Annotated in this window: 1 protein-coding gene; it reads right to left on the reverse strand. The window is 71.8% G+C overall.

The genetic code is table 11. The features are described from left to right. Positions 1-699 (reverse strand): transposase (locus ABD901_RS58810; RefSeq protein ID WP_345145141.1); only part of this gene is annotated, 699 nt, incomplete at both ends.

The raw sequence follows: 699 nt of genomic DNA on the forward strand, positions 1-699 counted from the left end.
CCCGGGCCCGTCCCGGCGGTTCGGGCCGCCGTGGCGTCGCGCAGCATCCGTTTGTAGACGACATCGGACAGGTGCCGTTTGAGGGCGCGGAGCGCTTCCATGGTGGTTTTGCCTTCGGCGAGGCGGCGGCGGTAGTAGGCACGGCCGGGGGTGTCGCGGCGCAGTTGGACGATGGCCATGATGTGCAGGACGCGGTTGATGCGCCGGTTGCCGACCCGGGAAAGCCGGTGCCGGTGCTGGTCGCCGGAGGATGCCTCGAGCGGGGCGGTGCCGTTCCAGGAGGCGAAGTGCGCCGCGGTGCGGAATCGGCTGATGTCGCCGATGTCGCCCAGCAGGCGGGCGGCGCCGGACGGGCCGATGCCGTACAGGTCGGGCAAGGTGCTGCCATGGGCGGCGACGAGTTGGCGCAGTTGTTTGTCCGCGGCTCGGATCTTCGCGTCGATGGTGGTGAGTTCGTCGATGAGCTCGCGGGCGAGGTCGTGGCGGGTCTGGGCGACGATGCCGGCCGGCGGTGGCGCGGTGCGCAGCAGGTAGCTGGTTTGGCCGCGGGTGAGGAACTTCTTCGCCCCGCCGGGGATCAGCTCCAGCAGCAGGCGGTGGATCCGGCTGACCGTCTGGGTGCGGGCTCGGCCGAGTTCGTCGCGGCGGTCGACCAGCAGTCGCAGCGCGACCGTGGCGTCGTCCGCGGCCACTGCGCGC

Source organism: Dactylosporangium darangshiense, from assembly GCF_039537565.1.
Taxonomy (GTDB): Bacteria; Actinomycetota; Actinomycetes; order Mycobacteriales; family Micromonosporaceae; genus Dactylosporangium; species Dactylosporangium darangshiense.